The organism is Variovorax sp. DAIF25 (assembly GCF_050711835.1).
In the GTDB taxonomy this organism is placed as follows: Bacteria; Pseudomonadota; Gammaproteobacteria; order Burkholderiales; family Burkholderiaceae_C; genus Variovorax.
Map to the genome: position 1 here is coordinate 1,154,107 of NZ_CP136636.1, position 16,002 is coordinate 1,170,108.

Genomic DNA, 16,002 nt, shown 5'->3' on the forward strand with positions numbered 1-16,002 from the left:
TGTCAATACAATAGGACCGAACGACACCCACGACAGCCAACGTCCAGAGACCCCCGCATGCCCGGCCGCACGCTCTTCGAGAAGATATGGGACGCCCACGTGGTGTCCGACCTGGGCGGCGGCTTCTCGCTGCTGCATGTCGACCGCCACCTGGTCAGCGACCCCGGCAGCAAGGCGCTCGCGGCGCTGCGCCGGCGCGGGCTGCCGGTGCGCCATCCCGAGCTGACCTTCGCGATGCCCGACCACACGGTGTCGACCGCGCCGGGCCGCGAGGGCCACACGCCCAACGCCATCCGCTACCTGGCCGACCTGCGCCACGAGACGCGGCTGCAGGGCATCCGCCTGTTCGACGTCGGCCAGCCGGGGCAGGGCATCGTGCACGTGGTCGGGCCCGAGCTCGGGCTCACGCTGCCGGGCGCCTCGGTGGTCTGCAGCGACAGCCACACCTGCACCCACGGCGCGCTCGGCGCGCTGGCCTTCGGCATCGGCGCCACCGAGTTCCAGCACGTGGCCGCGACCCAGACCATCGTGCTGCAGCGCCCGCGCCAGATGCGCATCCGCTTCGAGGGCACGCTGCCCGCGGGCACCAGCGCGAAGGACCTGATCCTGCATGCCATCGGCCGGCTCGGCGCCACCGGCGCCTCGGGCTGCGCGGTCGAGTACGCGGGCGCGGCCATCGACGCGCTCGACATCGAGGCGCGCATGACGGTGTGCAACCTGTCGGTGGAGATGGGCGGGCGCTTCGGCATCGTCGCGCCCGACGCGCGCACGCTGGCCTACGTGCGCGGCCGCCCGTTCGCGCCCAGCGGTGCGCAGTGGGACCAGGCCGCGGCGCAATGGGCCACCTTGCGCAGCGACGACGACGCCGTGTTCGACCGCGAGGTCTGCATCGACGTGTCGGAGGTCGTGCCGCAGGTCACCTGGGGCACGAGCCCGCAGGACACCATCGGCATCGACGCGCGCATTCCCGACCCGACGGCCGCCAGCGATCCGGCGCAGCGCGCCGCGCGGCAGGCCGCGCTCGACTACATGGGCCTGCGCGCCGGCGACGCGATCGCGGGCACGCCGGTGGACTGGGTGTTCATCGGCTCGTGCACCAATGCGCGCATCTCCGACCTGCGGCTCGCGGCAGAGACCGTGCGCGGCCGGCGCGTGGCGAGCGGCGTGCGCGCCTGGATCGTGCCGGGCTCGGAGCTGGTCAAGCGCGAGGCCGAGTCCGAAGGGCTGGCGCAGGTGTTCCTCGACGCCGGCTTCGAGTGGCGCGAGTCGGGCTGCTCGCTGTGCGTGGCCGCCAACGGCGAGGCCGTGCCGCCGGGCCTGCGCGTGGTGTCGACCTCGAACCGCAACTTCGTCGGCCGCCAGGGGCCGGGTGCGCGCACCCATCTCGCGAGCCCGCAGCTCGCGGCCGCCGCGGCCATCGCGGGTTGCCTGGTCGATCCGCGCGCCATGGAGGCCCGGCCATGACCCCGTTCGGCGTGCTCACGGCCACCGCCGCGCCGCTGTGGCGCGACAACATCGACACCGACCTGATCGTGCGCGTCGAGCCGCTGTTCGGCGGCGTGCCGCGCGAGGAGCTCGGCCCCCATGCGCTCGCCGCGCTGCGCTTTCGCGCCGACGGCAGCGAGGACCCGGCCTGCGTGCTGAACCAGCCGCGCTACCGCGGCGCGGGCATCCTGCTGGCCGGCGACAACTTCGGCTGCGGCAGCTCGCGCGAAGGCGCGGTGTGGGCGCTGATGGCGCTGGGCATCCGCTGCATCGTCGCGCCGAGCTTCGGCGACATCTTCCAGGGCAACTGCTTCCAGAACGGCCTGCTGCCGGTGCGCCTGCCGCGCGCACAGGTGGAGGTGCTCGCGCGCGCCGTGGCCGAGGGCGCCGATGCCGTGCTCACGGTCGACCTGCAGGCCTGCACCGTGCGGCGCGAGGGCCTGCCGACGCTGCCCTTCGCCTTGCCGCCGCGGCGCCGCGAGGGGCTGCTGCGCGGCCTCGACGACCTCGAACTCACGCTCGCGCGCAGCGCCGAGATCGACGCCTTCCAGCGCCGCGACAGGGCGCTGCATCCCTGGCTGCACCTCGACGGCGCCCGGCGCCCGAGCCTCACCAACGACCCCGCCCCCCATACCCATAAGGAGACACCGTGACGTCCGAACAACCCCCGCGCCTGCCGTCGGCAGCCGCCACCCGCCGCGGCCTGCTGCGCGCCGGCGCCGCCCTCGCCGCGAGCGGCGCATTGCCGCTGCGCGCGCTGGCGCAGGAGCCCGCTTCCGCCTTCCCCTCGCATCCCGTGAAGATGGTGATCCCGCTGCCGCCGGGCGGCGCCACCGACGTCATCGGCCGCTTGCTCGGGCAGAAGCTCGGCGAGCTCTGGCGCCAGAGCGTGATCGTCGACAACAAGCCCGGCGCCGGCACCATCGTCGGCACCCAGGCCATCGCGCGGGCGCCGGCCGACGGCTACACCTTCGGCATCGTCATCAGCGCCTTCACCATCAATCCCTCGCTGCGCAACGACCTGCCCTACGACGCCACCAAAGACTTCACGCCGCTGAGCCTGCTGGGCTTCCCGGTGATCGCGCTGGTCGCCATTCCCTCGTTCCCCGCCAACGACGTGGCCGGGCTGATCGCGAAGGCGCGCGCCAAGCCGGGCTCGGTCAGCTATGCCTCGCTGGGCATCGGCACCGCCACCCACCTGGCGGGCGAGATGATGAACGTGCGCGCCGAGACCGGCATGGTCCACATCCCCTACAACGGCAGCGCGCCCGCGTACAACGACCTGCTGAGCGGCCGCGTGCAGGTGGGCTTCGTGCTGCTCGACTCGGCGCTGCCGCACGTGAAGGCCGGCAAGCTCAAGGTGCTGGCCGTGACCAATGCCAAGCGCAGCCGCATCTACCCCGACTACCCGACCGTCGGCGAGACCATCCCCGGCTATTCGCTCGAGAGCCTGTTCGGCTTCGTCGCGCCGCGCGGCCTCCCCGCACCGATCGCGGCCAAGCTGTCGGGCGACATCGTCAAGGTGATCCAGCTGCCCGAGGTGCGCCAGCGCCTGGCCGAACTCAGCGTCGAGCCCGTGGGCTCGAGCGCGTCCGAGTTCGAGGCGACGATCCGCAGCGAGATCGTGAAGTGGGCGCCGGTGGTGAAGGCGGCCGGCGTGAAGGCGGAGTAGCCGGCCGCAGCGCGTGGATCAGGGCACGGTTCGATAGGTGGCGAGCGACGACGTTCCCCGTCCCGTGATCACGATGAGCCGGCCGCCGACGGCCGCCATGCCCGGGGCGTCGGCGCCCGTCTGCGCCCGGGGGCGCTCGATCTGCCAGTTGACCAGATCGGTGGTCGAGACCACGTCCTGCACCGGCTGCTTGAGGATGTTGTCGCTCGGGCTGATGTAGAGCCGGTTGTCGAGCACGGCGCACTGCGTGCTGCCCTTCGGGAAGGTTTCCGGATAGCCGCCGGTCAGCGTGAAGGTCGCACCGTCGGTGGAGGTCGCGACCCGATCGCCCACCACCAGCAGCGAGCCCTTCCAGTTCAGCGCGCAGGTCGGCTTGCCGAGGTCGGCGGGCAGGCTGGACGCGACCTGCGACCAGTTGGCGCCGTCGTTGTCGGAGCGCCAGACATTGCGCATGTCGCCCGCGGTGGTGCTGCCGGCCACCACGTAGAGCGCGTTGCCGACCTTGGCCATCACGTGGCCGCTGCGGCCCGGGAACTCGGCGGCCGCGGTCTTCTGCGTCCAGTTGGTGCCGTCGAACTTCCAGACGTGGCTCAGGTGATTGTTCGGGTCCATGGGCTCGTCCCCGCCGCTCAGGTAGACCGCGTTGCCGTCGCTGGCGAGGGCGAAGTCCCGGCTCAGCGGCGGCAGCCGGCTCGTGGGGACCTCGGTCCAGCTGTTGCCCAGGTTGGCGCTGGTCCAGGTGGCCATTTGCGAGGCATAGGTGCCGGCCGTCACCACGACGGGCGCGCCGTTGCGGTGGCTCAGCGCGAAGTTGTCGCGGAAGCTGGGCCCGATCTCTATGACGGTTTCCCAGCGCGCGTAGTGCAGCGAGGCCGGATCGGCCACCGTGATCTTGTAGGGCAGTTGCCAGGGCGAGCCCTCGACCGGCTGGCTGCAGACCAGCGGATTGGCGTCGTAGCAGACCCGGATCTCGAAGTTGCCCGTGTGCGTGCCCGCGGCGAGTGCGGGGTTGGTGTTCAACGTGGCGGTGTAGGTCAGGCCGGAACTCGAGATCCTGGTCTGGTTGGTGATGACGCCCTTGGTGTCGATGATGGCGACGTTCACGGGTGCCGAGATGACCTTGGTCGAGGTCGCGACGACGTTGAAGCTCGTGGGCGAATTGGGCAGCAGCGAGAGTTCGACGCGCGACGGATTGAAGGTCAGCCAGGCACCCGCGGGATTCGGCTGCGGCGTGTCGCCGCCACCGCCCGGGGGCAGTCCCACCCCCGGAAAACCGCCACCGCCTCCGCCACCCCCACCACCGCAAGCGGCCAACAACGACGACAGAACGAACGCGCCCCATGAGGCGGCATAGCGCTTCTTCATTTCTTCCCTACCTTTGCAAGATTGATCTGCCTTGGATGTCGGTCGCAGACCAACCTCCTCCCGTGCTGTTCCACGACCGAAGCATCCGCACGTATTTTTTCTTCTCGTGCTGGAGCCGGCGACCCGCCTGCGGATGGGCGATCGCGCTGGTACATATCGAAACAGCGCGGAAATCCTAGCCGTGGCCCTGCAGGAAAACAAGTGTGGAAGCCCGGCCCGAGCGCCCGCGTTCAGGGATGCCAAAGGTTGCGCGCGCGGCCTTCGAGCGGCTCGTAGCGCGTGGCCGCGAGCGCATCCGACAACCTGCGCGCGGCTTCCATCAGCGTGGCCGCATGGCGCGCGAGCTCGCCGGCCGCGGCCGCGTCGGCCGGCACCGCCACGCTGAGCGCGCCCAGCACCGTGCCGCGCGCGGCGAACACCGGCGCGGCCACGCTCGCGGCGGCCGCGTCGGCCTCGCCCACGGTCAGGTGATGGCCGCGCCGGCGGATCGCGTCGAGCGCGGCGCCCGGCGCGCCCGAGAACGCGAGGATCACCTGGCCAGCCGCGCCGCGCTCGAGCGGCAGCGGCTCGCCGACGCGGCTCGGGCTCACGAAGCCGTCGGCGCCGCGCACGCGCAACAGGCGCACGCGCTGGCCTTCCTCGAGCGCGAAGAAGGAGGCGCTGTGGCCGGTCCGCTCGGCCAGTTGCTGCAGGGCCGGCTCGATCACGTTGCGCAGGTCGAAGGCGCGCTGGTAGCGCGCGCCCAGCCGCGCGGCCGCCGGGCCCAGGCGCCAGGCGCCGCCCTCGAGCGCCACCAGGTAGCCGGCCGCGGCCAGCGTGCGCGCGAGCCGCAGCGCGGTGGGCTTGGCGAGCGCGGTGCGGCGCGCGATCTCGGCCAGCGCGAGCTGCGCGTCGGCGGTGCCGAAGGCATCGAGGATGGCGAGCGAGCGCGCCACCGCGGTCACGCCCTCGGCGCGCGGCACGGGCTTGGCGGTGCGGGAGGAAGCGCGTGCGGAGGAGGCCATCGTTTCGCGGAGTGGAACGGCATTGTGCGGCCGCGTTGCGAATCCTAGGCTCGCGGCTTCCCTGGGGCACTGGGCCCCATCGCTCGAACATCCGCAGGAGACCCGCTCATGACATCCACCGCCCCGCTGCGCCGCCGCCTTGGCGCGCTCTTCCTGGCCTGCCTCGCCGCGCCCTCGCTGGCGCTCGCGCAGGCGCCGTATCCGAGCAAGGCGATCCGGCTGGTCGTGCCCTTCGCGGCCGGCGGCGCGGTCGACACCGTGGGCCGCGTGGTCGGCGAGCGGCTGTCGACGCAGATGGGCCAGCCGGTGATCGTCGACAACCGGCCCGGTGCCAACGCCAACATCGGCACCGAGAACGTCGCGCGCTCGGCGCCCGATGGCTATTCGCTGCTGGTGGCGGCCAACGGCGTGGTGACCAACAACACGCTCTATCCCAAGCTGTCGTTCAACGGCCTGCGCGACTTCGTCGCCGTGGCGCGCCTGGGCTATGCGCCGCTGGTGCTGGTGGTGCCGGCCAGCGCGCCCTACAAGAGCGTGCCCGAGCTGCTCGCGGCCGCGCGCGCCAAGCCCGGCGACATGAGCTACGGCTCGGCCGGCAACGGCAGCTCGGGCCACCTGGCCGGCGCGCTGCTGGCCTCGGTCGGCAAGTTCGATGCGCTGCACGTGGCCTACAAGGGCGGCTCGCCCGCGCTGGTCGACCTGATCGCCGGGCGCACCTCGTTCATGCTGCTGAACCCGCTCGAGGTGCTGCCGCACATCCAGTCGGGCCGGCTGCGCGCGCTGGCGGTCAGCGGCGCCCAGCGCGCGCCGATGCTGCCGAACGTGCCCACCATGGCCGAGGCCGGCCTGCCGAACTTCGATGCCAGCGTCTGGTGGACGCTGCTCGCGCCGGCCGGCACCGCGCCCGAGGTGGTCGCCAAGCTCAATGCCGAGACGCGCAAGGCGCTGGCCGATGCCGGCACGCGCGAGAAGCTGGGCGCGCTCGGCGCGGTCATCACGCCCTCGAGCCCGCAGGAGGCCGCGGCCTTCCTCAAGAGCGAATCGGCCAAGTGGGAGCAGGTGATCCGCGCGGCCGACATCAAGGCCGACTGAGCACGGCGTCGACTTCATGATCATCGACTGCCACGGCCACTACACCACCGCGCCGGCCGCGCTCGAGGCCTGGCGCCGGCGCCAGGTCGAGGCCTTCGGCACGGGGCGGCCCGCGCCGGCCGCGTCCGAGCTGCGCATCGGCGACGACGAGCTGCGCGAGTCCATCGAGGGCAACCAGCTGCGGCTGATGGACGAGCGCGGCATCGACCTCACCATCTTCAGCCCGCGCGCGAGCTTCATGGCCCACCACGTCGGCGACTTCGCCGTGTCCTCGACCTGGGCCGCGATCTGCAACGAGCTGTGCCACCGCGTGAGCGCGATGTTTCCCGAGCGCTTCGCGGGCGCGGCGATGCTGCCGCAGTCGCCGGGCGTGCCCATCGCCTCGTGCATCGCCGAGCTCGAGCGCTGCGTGCGCGACTACGGCTTCGTCGGCGTCAACCTCAACCCCGATCCCTCGGGCGGCTTCTGGAACAGCCCGCCGCTGACCGACCGCCACTGGTATCCGCTGTACGAGAAGATGGTCGAGCTCGACGTGCCGGCCATGATCCACGTGAGCACCAGCTGCAACGCCTGCTTCCACACCACGGGCGCGCACTACCTCAATGCCGACACCACGGCCGTGATGCAGTGCATCCAGGGCGATCTGTTCGCGGATTTCCCCACCCTGCGCTTCGTGATCCCGCACGGCGGCGGCGCCGCGCCCTACCACTGGGGGCGCTTTCGTGGCCTGGCGCAGGAGATGAAGAAGCCGCCGCTCGCGCAGCACCTGCTGAAGAACCTGTTCTTCGACACCTGCGTCTACCACCAGCCGGGCATCGACCTGCTCGCGCGCGTGATCCCGGCCGAAAACATCCTGTTCGCCTCCGAGATGATCGGCGCCGTGCGCGGCATCGATCCCGAGACCGGCCACTTCTACGACGACACGCGACGCTACATCGAAGCGGCCGCGCTGAGCGCCGAGCAGCGCGCGCAGGTCTACGAAGGCAATGCGCGCCGCGTCTTTCCGCGGCTCGATGCGCAGCTGAATGCGCGCGGCCAGCGGTTCGATCCCTCGTCCCATTCCACGCAAGGAGCCCGTCATGCATGAACTCGGCGTCGTCCATCGCCACATCGAACGCGCCGACGCGCAGGTCGTCGATGCCCTCGCGGCCCTGGGCTCGGCCACGGTGCACGAGGCCATGGGCCGGGTCGGCCTGCTCGCGCCGTACATGCGGCCGATCTATCCGGGCGCGCAGGTCAGCGGCAGCGCCGTCACCGTGCTGCTGCATCCGGGCGACAACTGGATGCTGCACGTTGCGGCCGAGCAGATCCGCCCCGGCGACATCGTGGTGGCGGCCGTCACCGCGCCGAGCAGCGACGGCTTCTTCGGCGACCTGCTGGCCACCAGCTTCCAGGCCCGCGGCGCGCGCGCGCTGGTGATCGACGGCGGCGTGCGCGACGTGCGCACGCTGCAGCAGATGGGCTTTCCGGTCTGGAGCAAGGCCATCAGCAGCAAGGGCTGCGTGAAGGCCACGCTGGGCTCGGTCAACATCCCCGTGGTCTGCGCCGGCATGTCGGTGCAGCCCGGCGACGCGATCGTGGCCGACGACGACGGCGTGGTCTGCGTTCCGCGCGCGATGGCCGCGGCCACGCTCGAGAAGGCGCGCCAGCGCGAGGCGCTGGAGACGTCGAAGCGCGAGAAGCTCGCGAGCGGCGTGCTCGGGCTCGACATGTACGACATGCGGCCGGCGCTGGCGGCGGCGGGGCTGCGCTACATCGACTGAGGCGGCGGGGCGGGCAATGCCCGACCCGCGCGCATGGCCGCAGGGCCATCGGGGCGACGGTACGGTTAACATCTGTATAAACGTACAGTGTTCTCCGCCCACCTCATGGACCTCCAGCACAAGCTCGCCATCCTGGCCGACGCCGCCAAGTACGACGCCTCCTGCGCGTCGAGCGGCTCGCAGCCGCGCGACTCGGTGGGCGGGCGCGGCATCGGCTCGACCGAGGGCATGGGCATCTGCCACAGCTATGCGCCCGACGGCCGCTGCATCTCGCTGCTCAAGGTGCTGCTGACCAACCACTGCCAGTACGACTGCCTCTATTGCGTGAACCGCGCCTCGAGCAACGTGCCGCGCGCGCGTTTCCGCGCCGACGAGGTGGTGCAGCTCACGCTCGACTTCTACCGCCGCAACTGCATCGAGGGGCTGTTCCTCTCGAGCGGCATCGTCAAGTCGCCCGACCACACGATGGAGCAGGTGGTCGAGGTCGCGCGCTCGCTGCGCGAGGACCACGACTTCCGCGGCTACATCCATCTCAAGACCATTCCCGATGCCAGCGACGAGCTGATCGCGCGCGCCGGCCGCTATGCCGACCGGCTCAGCATCAACGTCGAGATGCCGACCACCGAGGGCCTGCAGGCGCTGGCGCCCGAGAAGGACGAGAGCGCGATCCGCCGCTCGATGGCGCGGCTGCGCTTGCAGATCGACGACACGCGCGAGGAGGCGCGCCGCGTGGTGCCGATCCGCGCGCTGCCGGGCGCGGCGCCGGTGGCCGCGAAGCCGCCGCCGTTCGCGCCCGCGGGCCAGAGCACGCAGATGATCGTGGGTGCCGACGCCACCGACGACCGCGCCATCCTCGCGACCAGCGCCACGCTCTACGGCGCATACCGGCTGCGCCGCGTCTACTACTCGGCCTTCAGCCCGATCCCCGACGCGGCGCGCGCGCTGCCGCTGGCCGCGCCGCCGCTGCTGCGCGAGCACCGGCTCTACCAGGCCGACTGGCTGATGCGCTTCTACGGCTTCGAGCACGGCGAGATCGTGGCCGAGCGCGACGGCCTGCTGCGGCTCGACGTCGATCCCAAGATGGCCTGGGCGCTCGCGCATGCGGAGCGTTTTCCGGTCGACCTCAACCATGCGCCGCGCGAGCTGCTGCTGCGCGTGCCGGGCCTGGGCGTGAAGGCGGTCGATCGGTTGCTGCAGGCGCGGCGCGTGCGCCGCGTGCGCGCCGACGACCTGCGGCGGCTGCACGTGCCCGCGCGCAAGGTGCTGCCCTTCGTGGTGGCCGACGGGCACCGGCCCGCGGCCGGGGCGATGGCGGCTTCGGCGCGCGCCGAGCCGGCGCAGCAGGCCTCGCTGTTCTGAGCGCCATCGCCATGCAGGTGCGGCTCGACGACGCGGTCGACCTCGACGGTTTCCGGCGCCGCGCGCGGCAACTGCTGGCCGATGGCGTGCCGCCCGAGCGGGTCGAGTGGGGCGTGGCGCGGCCCGATGGCGGGGAGGGCCTGTTCGGCGATGTGCCCGAGCAAGCGATCGCACCGTCGACCGCGGCGATGCAGCCCGTGCCGGCGGCCTTCGTCGCGCTGTGCGCCGACGTGATCCTGCACCGCGATCCCCAGCGCTTCGCGCTGCTCTACCGCCTGCTCTGGCGCCTCGCGCACGAACCCGCGCTGCGCCACGATCCGCTCGACGCCGACATGATGCGGGCGCAGCGCATGGCCAAGGCCGTGCACCGCGACATCCACAAGATGCGCGCCTTCGTGCGCTTCACGCAGGTCACGGACGACGACGGGCTCGAGCGCCATGTCGCGTGGTTCGAGCCCGAGCACCGCATCGTCGAGGCCAATGCCGACTTCTTCGCGCGCCGCTTCGCGCAGATGCGCTGGGCCATCCTCACGCCCGAGCGCTGCGTCGAATGGGATGGCCACGCGCTGTCGTTCCGCGCGGGCGCCGACCGCCGCGAGAAGCCGCCGCCCGATGCCGGCGAACGGCTCTGGCTCACCTACTACGCCCACATCTTCAATCCGGCGCGGCTCAAGTTCGCGACCATGCAGCGCGAGATGCCGCGCCGCTACTGGCACAACCTGCCCGAGGCCGCGCTGATCCAGCCGCTGGCCGACGCGGCCGATGCGCGCAGCCAGTCGATGATCGAGGCGCCGGCCACGCCCGCGCGGCGCATCCGCGCGCCGATGGCGCTGCACGCGCGGCCGGCCGAGGGCGTGGCGCCGGCCGACCTCGGCGAACTGCGCGCGGCCGCCCATGCCTGCCGCGCCTGCCCGATCGGCGCGCAGGCCACCCAGGCCGTGTGCGGCGAAGGGCCGCTCGCGCCGCGCCACATGCTGGTCGGCGAGCAGCCCGGCGACCAGGAGGACCTCGCGGGCCGGCCCTTCGTCGGCCCGGCCGGCCAGTTGCTCGAGCGCGCGATGGCGCAGCTCGGCTGGGCGCGCGAGGGCGTCTACCTCGCCAATGCCGTGAAGCATTTCAAGTACGAGCTGCGCGGCAAGCGGCGCATCCACAAGACGCCGGGGCAGCGCGAGGCCGAGGCCTGCGCCCATTGGCTCGATGCCGAGATCGCGCTAGTGCGGCCGCGGTCGCTGGTCGCGCTCGGTGCCACCGCGGCGCGCGCGCTGCTGGGCCGACCGGTGGCGGTGCAGGCCGAGCGCGGTGCCTGGCTGCACGAGCGCGCGGACGGGCGGCCGGTGTTCGTGACGCTGCATCCGGCGGCGCTGCTGCGGCTGCCCGACGAGGAGCGCGAGGCGGCCCATGCGCGCTGGCGCGAGGAACTGGCCCGCGCGCGCGACACGGCGCCCGTGGCCTGAAGCCCGCCGGGCTCAGGCGTCCGGCTCTTCGATGCGGCGTTCGGCCGGCACCAGTTCGGCCATGGCCTGCATCAGCATGGCCGCGGTCACGGGCTTGAACAGCACCGGCACGCCCGAGGCGCGCACGCGCTGCAGCCGCTCGGGCGCGGTCTCGCCGGTGATCAGCAGCATCGGCGCGTCGAGCTGGAAGCGTTCGCGCAGGCGCAGGCCGAGCTCGAGCCCGTCGACGCCGCTCGACAGCCGGTAGTCGCACAGCAGCAGCGCGACCGGCGGGTCCTGCGCCTCGGGCCCGGTCAGCAGCGCCACCGCCTCGGCCTCGTCGGCCACCGCCGCGACCTCGATGCCGTAGGCGCTCATGAGCTCGGTCATGGCCTTGCGGATCTCCTCCTCGTCGTCGATCAGCAGCACGCGGCCACGCAGCGCCGGCACCTCGAAGCGCTGGCGCACCGGCAGCTCGAGGTCGAGCGGACTGAAGGCGCCCGCCGAGGCTTCCGAGGCTTCGGCGAGCGGCAGCACGACCCGAAAGCGCGTGCCGCGCCCGATGTGCGAGCGCAGCTCGATGCGATGGCCGAGCAGGCGCGAGAGCCGCTGCACGATCGACAGGCCGATGCCCAGGCCGCGCGAGCGGTCGCGCCCGAGGTTGTCGACCTGGTAGAACTCCTCGAAGATGCGGTCGCGCTGCTCGGGCGCGATGCCGATGCCGGTGTCGCGCACCTCGATCCACGCCTGGTCGCCGCGCGGGCGCGCGATCACCGTGACGCCGCCCTGCGTCGTGTACTTGAGCGCGTTGTCGACCAGGTTCGACAGCATGCGGTAGAGCAGCTGCGGATCGCTGTGGATCCACAGGCCGCTGGCGCGCACGCGCAGCTGCAGCCGCTTGCGTTCGGCCTGCGCCGAGAAGGTGTGGTGCAGCGGGATCAGCAGGGCATCGAGCGACAGCGCGCGCGGCGCCGCCTGGACCACGCCCGCGTCGAGGCGCGAGATGTCGAGCATGGTGTCGAGCGAGGCGCCCAGCGCATCGACCGCGCGCATCAGCCGCTCCACGTTCTGGATCTCGGGCCGCCGGCGCAGCGTGCTGCCCAGCGCCGCGCCGAACAGCGCGATCGCATGCATGGGCTGGCGCAGGTCGTGGCTGGCGGCGGCCAGGAAGCGGGTCTTCTCGGCGCTCGCGCGCTCGGTGGCCGCGACCTGCTCGCGCAGTTGGGCGGCCAGCGCCTCGTTCTCGAACTGCAGGATCAGCGAGGCCGTCAGGCGCTCGTTCTGCTTCACGCCCTCGCGCAGCGTGAGCACCAGGTTGAGCAGCGCGAAGCCGGCGAGGAACCAGTTCAGCATGCTGCCGTACCAGGCCAGCGCGACGATCAGCCCGCTCATCATCGGGATGCCGTAGCCGAACATCGCGCCCTTGAGCGGCCAGCGCGCCTGCACCGCGCGGGTCCAGCTGCCCATGATCACGACCGTCACGAAGGTGGTCATCGCGGGGCTCTGCAGCGCCACCAGGAACAGGCTGCACGGCGCGGTCATCGTGCTGACCAGCGTGACGTGGACGGTGTAGCGGCGCGCCCAGCGCGGGCTGTCGGCCAGCGGCACCTCGGGCGTCCAGCGCCGCGACAGCAGCACGTACAGGTCCATCAGCACGATGGTCGTGATGATGCCCAGCACCAGCGCGCGGTGCCCGGGCGCCACGTTGAAGTAGCCGAAGACGCCGATCGCGAGCGCGAAGACGCCGTGCGCGGCGATCGCCGTCGTGTGGCCGGCATAGACCGAGGCCAGGTGCTCGCGCAGCACGCGCAGCTCGAGCGTGGCGTCCCGTGCCAGGCGTCCCGGCAGCGTGTCTTTCATCAAGCAGTCCCCCTGCGGGGTGGTTCCCCCGTCTTGCGTTCGCGGCCCGGCCGGGCCGATGGTCGGCTGCCGGTGATGCAGGCCGGCATGGTCATCGGCGCATCCTAGGCGGCCCCCTCGCCCCATGGTAAGTGCCCAAAGTCATGCCCGGCCCGGGCGTCCACACGGTGCGTGAGGGCGGGTGCGACAATCGCCGCGCCATGACTGACACCCTCACGATCACCCGCCCCGACGACTGGCACCTGCACGTGCGCGATGGCGCCGCCCTCGAAGCCGTCGTGCCCCACAGCGCGCGCCAGTTCGGCCGCGCGCTGATCATGCCGAACCTGCGTCCCCCCGTGACCACCGCCGCCCAGGCCGTGGCCTACCGCGACCGCATCCGCGCCGCGGTGCCCGAGGGCAGCGCCTTCGAACCCGTGATGTCGCTCTACCTGACCGACAAGCTGCCGCCCGAGGAGATCGCGCTGGCCGCCGAGGCCGGCGTGCGCGCGCTCAAGCTCTACCCGGCCGGCGCCACCACCAACAGCGATGCCGGCGTGACCGACATCCGCAAGACCTACAAGACGCTCGAGGCGATGCAGAAGCACGGCCTGCTGCTGCTGGTGCACGGCGAGGTCACCGATCCCGCGATCGACCTGTTCGACCGCGAGGCCGTGTTCGTCGACCGCGTGATGATCCCGCTGCGCCGCGACTTCCCCGAGCTCAAGGTGGTGTTCGAGCACCTGACCACGAAGGAGGGCGCCCACTACGTGCGCGACGCCGACCGCTTCACGGCCGCCACCATCACCGCGCACCACCTGCTGTACAACCGCAACGCCATCTTCACCGGCGGCATCCGCCCGCATTACTACTGCCTGCCGGTGCTCAAGCGCGAGACGCATCGCGTGGCGCTGGTCGAGGCCGCCACCAGCGGCAGCGACCGCTTCTTCCTCGGCACCGACAGCGCGCCGCATCCCGCGCACCTGAAGGAACATGCGCTGGGCTGCGCCGGCTGCTACACCGCGCTGACCGCCATCGAGCTCTATGCCGAGGCCTTCGACAACGCCAACGCGCTCGACAAGCTCGAGGGCTTCGCGAGCTTCCACGGTCCCGACTTCTACGGCCTGCCTCGCCATGCCGACAGCGTCACGCTGAAGCGCGAGAGCTGGACCGTGCCCGAGACCGTGCCCTACGGCGACGCCACGCTCAAGCCGCTGCGCGGCGGCGAGACGGTGAGCTGGAAGCTCGTGTAATGGCCGTTGTCGGCACGCCGACGAACACCGCGGCCAAGAACCTGGCCGTGTTCATCGATGCCGACAATCTGAACGATCCCACCGCGCTCGATCACGTCCTGCTGGCGTTGCGGTCGCTGGCCGATCGCATCACCTACAGGCGTGCCTATGGGCGGCCCGAGAGCCTCAAGAGCATCCATGCCGTCCTCTGGAAGCACGGCGTCCGGCCGGTGGCGAACCTCATCGTCGACAAGACCACGACGGACAGCGCGCTGGTGATCGACGCGGTGGAGGCGGTGTGCACCAACGACATCGACATCGTCGCCATCTGCTCGGGCGACGCGGATTTCGTGCCGCTCGCCATCTGGTTGCGGGAGAAGGGCTGCAAGGTTCTCTGCTACAGCCTGGCCAACAAGATATTCGCGAACCCGGACAGCTTCTACGACGGCGTCGTGCTGCTGGACGTGGTGGAGGCGCAGGGCGACGCCACCTCGGCAGCACCGCTACCGCAGCCTCCCCAGCCATCGATTGGGCAAGAGTCGGTGGTGCAGATGCCCGAGCCCTCCGTTGCGAGCCCGATGCCGGCGGCCAAGGCGGCGAACCCTCCGAAGGTCGCCGCGACGCCGGTGTCCGGACCTTCGATCAAAAAGATCCTGTCGATCCTGCCCGAGCTCAAGCACAAGAAGCCCCTGCACCTGAGCCAGATCGCCCAGAGGCTGCGCGACGGCGGCGTGCTCGCGCCCAATGCAAAACCTATCCTGCTGTTCCGGCGCCATCCTGCGCAGTTCGAATTGAAGCCCGAGCACCAGCCGAACACGGTCAGATACCGCGGCTGAGTGTTGCCCGGCCGCCATGGGGCGATTGCCCCGGCCCTAGATCCAACCATTCAAACCTCCCATGACTTCCAACCTTCGCGTGATGCTGCTGATCGACGCCGACAACGTCTCGGCCGATGTGATCGAGCAGGCCGTGCAGCGCACGATGGACGAGTACGGCGCCATCCACGTGCGCCGCGCCTACTGCAATGCCGAGATGGCCGTGAACCGGCAGGCGCTGTTCAAGCGGCTGTCGGTGCGGCCGATGGTCAACCTCTCGGCCGGCAAGAACAGCACCGACATCGCGCTGTCGGTCGACGCGATCGACCTCGCGATCGCCGAGCGGCCCGACGTGGTGGTGCTGGTGTCCTCCGATTCCGACTTCGCGCCGCTGGTGATCCGGCTGCGCGAGAAGGGCTGCCGCGTCTGCGGCATCGGCCAGCAGGGCAAGACGGGCGAGGAGACGGTCGGGATCTACGACAGCTTCATGGACCTCGCGCACCACGGCGTGGCGCCGGCCGCGCGCACCGTGCCCGCGAAGAAGACGGCGGCGAAGAAGGCCGTCGCGAAGACGGCGCCGGCCAAGAAGGCACCGGCGAAGAAGGCCGCGGCCAAGACCGCGAGGAAGACCGCCGCCAAGAAGGTGGCGAAGGCCGCGGCGCCCGCGGTCGCGGCCGCCGTGCCGGTGCCGCCCGCGCCCGCACCGGCGCGCGTGCCCGAGACCTCCGAGGCCGCCGAGTTCGTGCTGCGTGCCGCGCCCGCGCTGCGCGCCGGCACCGACGTGCCGCTCAACGAGGTGGCGAAGGCGCTGCGCGCCGCGGGCCTGCTCGGCAAGAACGGCAGCTCGCTCAAGCTGTTCGACAAGCTCACGGCCGAGTTCAAGCTCACGCAGCATCCCGACCGCATCCGCTGGACGGGCGCGGACGCCGCCTGATCCTGCCGG

At 71.7% G+C, this 16,002-nt stretch carries 14 protein-coding genes; 11 read left to right on the forward strand and 3 right to left on the reverse strand.

The window, feature by feature from the left end; genetic code table 11:
* Positions 1-57 precede the first annotated feature (57 nt).
* Genes leuC through R0232_RS05215 form a run of 3 tightly spaced genes read left to right on the forward strand, consistent with a single transcriptional unit; the run spans position 58 to position 3,157 of the window.
* Positions 58-1,464, forward strand: coding sequence for a 3-isopropylmalate dehydratase large subunit (gene leuC, locus R0232_RS05205; RefSeq protein ID WP_431511441.1), 1,407 nt, complete (start codon positions 58-60; stop codon positions 1,462-1,464).
* The gene (gene leuD, locus R0232_RS05210) at positions 1,461-2,138 is read left to right on the forward strand and encodes a 3-isopropylmalate dehydratase small subunit (protein WP_431511442.1); all 678 of its coding nucleotides are present in this window, start codon (positions 1,461-1,463) and stop codon (positions 2,136-2,138) included. Before leuC ends, leuD begins: the two co-directional genes overlap by 4 nt.
* Complete coding sequence (locus tag R0232_RS05215; RefSeq protein ID WP_431511443.1) at positions 2,135-3,157, forward strand: tripartite tricarboxylate transporter substrate binding protein; 1,023 nt, start codon at positions 2,135-2,137, stop codon at positions 3,155-3,157. The genes leuD and R0232_RS05215 overlap by 4 nt, the downstream gene beginning before the upstream one ends.
* 18 nt (positions 3,158-3,175) lie before the next feature.
* Here the strand turns inward: R0232_RS05215 and R0232_RS05220 are convergent, their stop codons facing one another.
* Positions 3,176-4,420: a hypothetical protein gene (locus R0232_RS05220; protein ID WP_431511444.1), complete on the reverse strand. Its 1,245-nt coding sequence runs from the start codon at positions 4,418-4,420 to the stop codon at positions 3,176-3,178.
* Between the two features lie 332 nt (positions 4,421-4,752).
* Positions 4,753-5,526 carry an IclR family transcriptional regulator gene (locus R0232_RS05225; protein ID WP_431511445.1) on the reverse strand — a complete coding sequence of 258 codons (774 nt, stop codon included), beginning with the start codon at positions 5,524-5,526 and terminating at the stop codon, positions 4,753-4,755.
* A gap of 108 nt (positions 5,527-5,634) precedes the next feature.
* Between R0232_RS05225 and R0232_RS05230 the strand changes: the two genes are divergently transcribed.
* The 5 genes from R0232_RS05230 to R0232_RS05250 all read left to right on the forward strand — a co-directional run bounded on the left by R0232_RS05230 (position 5,635) and on the right by R0232_RS05250 (position 11,194).
* Positions 5,635-6,618 carry a Bug family tripartite tricarboxylate transporter substrate binding protein gene (locus tag R0232_RS05230; protein ID WP_431511446.1) on the forward strand — a complete coding sequence of 328 codons (984 nt, stop codon included), beginning with the start codon at positions 5,635-5,637 and terminating at the stop codon, positions 6,616-6,618.
* A gap of 16 nt (positions 6,619-6,634) precedes the next feature.
* Positions 6,635-7,705 (forward strand): amidohydrolase family protein, encoded by a 1,071-nt coding sequence (locus R0232_RS05235; RefSeq protein WP_431511447.1) that lies wholly within the window; start codon positions 6,635-6,637, stop codon positions 7,703-7,705.
* Positions 7,698-8,381: a 4-carboxy-4-hydroxy-2-oxoadipate aldolase/oxaloacetate decarboxylase gene (ligK, locus tag R0232_RS05240; protein ID WP_431511448.1), complete on the forward strand. Its 684-nt coding sequence runs from the start codon at positions 7,698-7,700 to the stop codon at positions 8,379-8,381. Before R0232_RS05235 ends, ligK begins: the two co-directional genes overlap by 8 nt.
* A 105-nt stretch (positions 8,382-8,486) precedes the next feature.
* On the forward strand, positions 8,487-9,740 hold the full coding sequence (locus R0232_RS05245; RefSeq protein WP_431511449.1) for a putative DNA modification/repair radical SAM protein: 1,254 nt from the start codon (positions 8,487-8,489) through the stop codon (positions 9,738-9,740).
* 11 nt (positions 9,741-9,751) lie between these two features.
* Positions 9,752-11,194 carry a UdgX family uracil-DNA binding protein gene (locus R0232_RS05250; protein WP_431511450.1) on the forward strand — a complete coding sequence of 481 codons (1,443 nt, stop codon included), beginning with the start codon at positions 9,752-9,754 and terminating at the stop codon, positions 11,192-11,194.
* A 12-nt stretch (positions 11,195-11,206) separates the two neighbouring features.
* Here R0232_RS05250 and R0232_RS05255 read toward each other — a convergent pair whose 3' ends face one another.
* Positions 11,207-13,033 carry an ATP-binding response regulator gene (locus tag R0232_RS05255; protein ID WP_431511451.1) on the reverse strand — a complete coding sequence of 609 codons (1,827 nt, stop codon included), beginning with the start codon at positions 13,031-13,033 and terminating at the stop codon, positions 11,207-11,209.
* A 200-nt stretch (positions 13,034-13,233) separates the two neighbouring features.
* On the opposite strand from R0232_RS05255, the gene pyrC reads away from it, so the two are divergent.
* The 3 genes from pyrC to R0232_RS05270 all read left to right on the forward strand — a co-directional run bounded on the left by pyrC (position 13,234) and on the right by R0232_RS05270 (position 15,993).
* Entirely contained in the window at positions 13,234-14,265 is a 1,032-nt protein-coding gene (gene pyrC / locus R0232_RS05260; RefSeq protein WP_431511452.1) for a dihydroorotase, read from the forward strand.
* Positions 14,265-15,080: an NYN domain-containing protein gene (locus tag R0232_RS05265; protein ID WP_431511453.1), complete on the forward strand. Its 816-nt coding sequence runs from the start codon at positions 14,265-14,267 to the stop codon at positions 15,078-15,080. Before pyrC ends, R0232_RS05265 begins: the two co-directional genes overlap by 1 nt.
* Before the next feature lie 61 nt (positions 15,081-15,141).
* Positions 15,142-15,993 (forward strand): NYN domain-containing protein, encoded by an 852-nt coding sequence (locus R0232_RS05270; protein ID WP_431511454.1) that lies wholly within the window; start codon positions 15,142-15,144, stop codon positions 15,991-15,993.
* Positions 15,994-16,002 lie beyond the last annotated feature (9 nt).

Bases quoted from the DNA above. Each gene is read 5' to 3' on its own strand.
- R0232_RS05265 (WP_431511453.1), top strand. From the start codon at position 14,265: ATGGCCGTTGTCGGCACGCCGACGAACACCGCGGCCAAGAACCTGGCC.
- R0232_RS05245 (WP_431511449.1), top strand. From the start codon at position 8,487: ATGGACCTCCAGCACAAGCTCGCCATCCTGGCCGACGCCGCCAAGTAC.
- R0232_RS05225 (WP_431511445.1), bottom strand. From the start codon at position 5,526: ATGGCCTCCTCCGCACGCGCTTCCTCCCGCACCGCCAAGCCCGTGCCG.
- R0232_RS05250 (WP_431511450.1), top strand. From the start codon at position 9,752: ATGCAGGTGCGGCTCGACGACGCGGTCGACCTCGACGGTTTCCGGCGC.
- R0232_RS05255 (WP_431511451.1), bottom strand. From the start codon at position 13,033: ATGAAAGACACGCTGCCGGGACGCCTGGCACGGGACGCCACGCTCGAG.
- ligK (WP_431511448.1), top strand. From the start codon at position 7,698: ATGCATGAACTCGGCGTCGTCCATCGCCACATCGAACGCGCCGACGCG.
- leuC (WP_431511441.1), top strand. From the start codon at position 58: ATGCCCGGCCGCACGCTCTTCGAGAAGATATGGGACGCCCACGTGGTG.
- pyrC (WP_431511452.1), top strand. From the start codon at position 13,234: ATGACTGACACCCTCACGATCACCCGCCCCGACGACTGGCACCTGCAC.
- R0232_RS05230 (WP_431511446.1), top strand. From the start codon at position 5,635: ATGACATCCACCGCCCCGCTGCGCCGCCGCCTTGGCGCGCTCTTCCTG.
- R0232_RS05270 (WP_431511454.1), top strand. From the start codon at position 15,142: ATGACTTCCAACCTTCGCGTGATGCTGCTGATCGACGCCGACAACGTC.
- leuD (WP_431511442.1), top strand. From the start codon at position 1,461: ATGACCCCGTTCGGCGTGCTCACGGCCACCGCCGCGCCGCTGTGGCGC.
- R0232_RS05235 (WP_431511447.1), top strand. From the start codon at position 6,635: ATGATCATCGACTGCCACGGCCACTACACCACCGCGCCGGCCGCGCTC.